This is a genomic window from Soonwooa purpurea, from assembly GCF_053891095.1.
This window is the reverse complement of record NZ_JBSSMA010000045.1, coordinates 1-2,426: the sequence shown is the minus strand read 5'-3', so window position 1 is coordinate 2,426 and position 2,426 is coordinate 1. Positions and strand designations below refer to the sequence as shown.

Genomic DNA, 2,426 nt, shown 5'->3' with positions numbered 1-2,426 from the left:
TGTTGAACTAAACCTTCGGTAGCTTTCTCAGCGCTATATTTAGTTACTTTGTAAAACTAATTAAAAATCAGTAAAATGGCAACAAAAAAAAGAGTGTAGAAGAGCTTAGAGAAAACAAGATCATCAATCAGGCAAAGCGCGAAGTTCCGGGATTTGCGGAGCTTTTGCATAGGTTTGAACGTACGGTTTCTGTATTGGGAAGAAGCCAAAGTACCTTTCAAAATTACTCCAGACACGTCGCTGCGGTGTCGCTACATTTCGGAAAAATTCCTACAGAATTGGATCCCGAGCAAATTCACGATTACCTTTTTTACCTTCAGAAAAAATCAAAATCACCTTCACAGTCGTATTTTAAACACACCGTTTACGGACTTCGATTTCTGCTTAAATCGGAAGGTTTGAGCTATGATTATTTGAGTCTTCCGGAAATTAAAAGAGAGAAAAAACTGCCTGTAGTGCTTAGTAAACAGGAGGTTTGGCAGATGTTGTCCGGCTGTAAACTTTTAAAACATAAAATTTTGATCGGCATTCTTTACGGCTGCGGATTGCGCTGTATGGAAGTTCGAAATCTCCGTTTGTGCGACTTAGATTTTGGTCGAAAACAACTCAAAGTGGTTCAGGGAAAAGGCAAAAAAGACCGCTATTTACCACTTTCCGAACATCTGATTCGTGGGCTCAAAAAGTATATCGAAGCGGAAAAACCGGAAGATTATCTCTTTGGAGAACCTCGTGGAGGGCGTGCTGGTGGCGATTTCGATTCCCGTTACTCCCAGCGCGGCGTTCAGTGGGCGGTAAAGCAGGCATCAAAAACGGCAAATATCCTGAAAGAAGTGAGTGTCCATACGCTTCGGCACAGTTTTGCGACGCATCTTCTGGAAGATGGGATGGATATTTTGAGCATCAAAAATCTTCTCGGTCACGAAAGTATCGATACCACGCTGGTTTATCTTCAAATTGCCCAGCTTTCAACCCAAAAACTCTTTTCACCGCTCGATACCCTTTTTTCAGAATTTGGGAAAAAATGAGCGGTTTAAAAACCTCAAAAAAACAGTCAGTTCAACCTCAATCTCAACCTCAATACGAAGTCGCCGATGTTTTAAACAAATTAGGTTCAAAATTGGAAGATTTAGGACTTAATTCTTGGCAATTACGAACACTTTCAGCGTTGAAAAAATGCCGTACCTCTGCTTTGGGTGGTCATATTGACGCTTGTGATGAATGTGGAAATGTAAGCATCAGTTACAACTCCTGCCGAAACCGTCATTGCCCAAAATGTCAGAGCAAAAACCGAGAGCAATGGATTGAAAATCGGGAAACCGAACTGCTTCCGGTACCTTATTTCCACGTGGTTTTTACGCTTCCTGATGTATTGAACAAAACCGCGCTTCACGAGCCCAAAATGTTGTACGATTTTTTATTTGAATCTGCCTGGGAAACGCTTCAAACGTTTGGTGAAAATCGAGGTTTAAAAATGGGAATGATTGCTGTTTTGCACACTTGGGGGCAGAATCTGAGCCTTCATCCGCATTTGCACTGCATTGTTCCGGGCGGTGGAGTGGATGAAAGCGGAGCTTGGAAAAATCTACGTTCAGACGGCAAATTTTTGTTTCCGGTAAAGGCTTTGAGTAAAGTTTTCAGGGCTAAATTTTGTGAGAAATTAAAAGATAAAAACTTTGAAGAGTATACCAAAATCAGGCAAAATCTGTGGGAAAAGTCTTGGGTTGTTTACGCCAAAAAGCCTTTTGGAAGCCCAAAATCTGTGGTAGAATATTTGGGCAGATACACGCATAAAATCGCCATCAGCAACCAGAGAATCAGGAAAATTGACGCGGAAACGGTAACTTTTTCTTACAAAGATTACCGCCAAAAAGGCATCAAAAAGCAGATGGTTTTGAGCCATGAAGAGTTTATCCGCCGTTTTGTGATGCATATTTTACCGAAAAGATTTGTAAAAATCCGTCATTATGGTTTTTTGAGCAGCACCTGGAAGCGTATCAAACTTAAAAATCTACAACAAAATTTAGGCATCCAGCCCAAAGAAAAGCTTCCGCCAAAAGCTTTTCAGCCGAAATGTACGTGTTGTAAAGATGGAAATCTTGTGACGATTGCCACGTTCGATCTACGAGGTCCGCCAAGTTGGTTTTTGGAGATGAGCCGAAATTTACCTGCTCCTAAATCTGCATTTTAGCGGATTTGGGTAAGGGAAATGTTAACCTAACGTGAAGGAAAGCACGATAAAACCAAGAAAAACTCGCCAAAATCACCCACAAAAAAAGAGACTCTTCTCAAAGTCTCTTGTATCTCTAAAAATCTTTTGTCGATAAACCCATAGTGTGGGAAAATACCCAACCAAAAGCTGCCGAAGGTTCCGTTCAACAGGGTTTTCATTGTTCGTGCTGCGCACGCAACGAAAACTTAGCTATTAG

Annotated in this window: 2 protein-coding genes; both read left to right on the top strand. The window is 41.2% G+C overall.

Going from position 1 to position 2,426, the window contains the following annotated elements:
• The first annotated feature begins 164 nt into the window (after positions 1-164).
• Positions 165-1,025, top strand: coding sequence for a tyrosine-type recombinase/integrase (locus tag ACVFVN_RS14605; protein WP_029728479.1), 861 nt, complete (start codon positions 165-167; stop codon positions 1,023-1,025).
• Positions 1,022-2,188, top strand: coding sequence for an IS91 family transposase (locus ACVFVN_RS14600; RefSeq protein ID WP_024564049.1), 1,167 nt, complete (start codon positions 1,022-1,024; stop codon positions 2,186-2,188). Before ACVFVN_RS14605 ends, ACVFVN_RS14600 begins: the two co-directional genes overlap by 4 nt.
• Positions 2,189-2,426: the final 238 nt, after the last annotated feature.

Excerpts from the sequence above, each read along its gene's own strand:
- ACVFVN_RS14600 (WP_024564049.1), top strand. The coding sequence starts at position 1,022 with ATGAGCGGTTTAAAAACCTCAAAAAAACAGTCAGTTCAACCTCAATCT.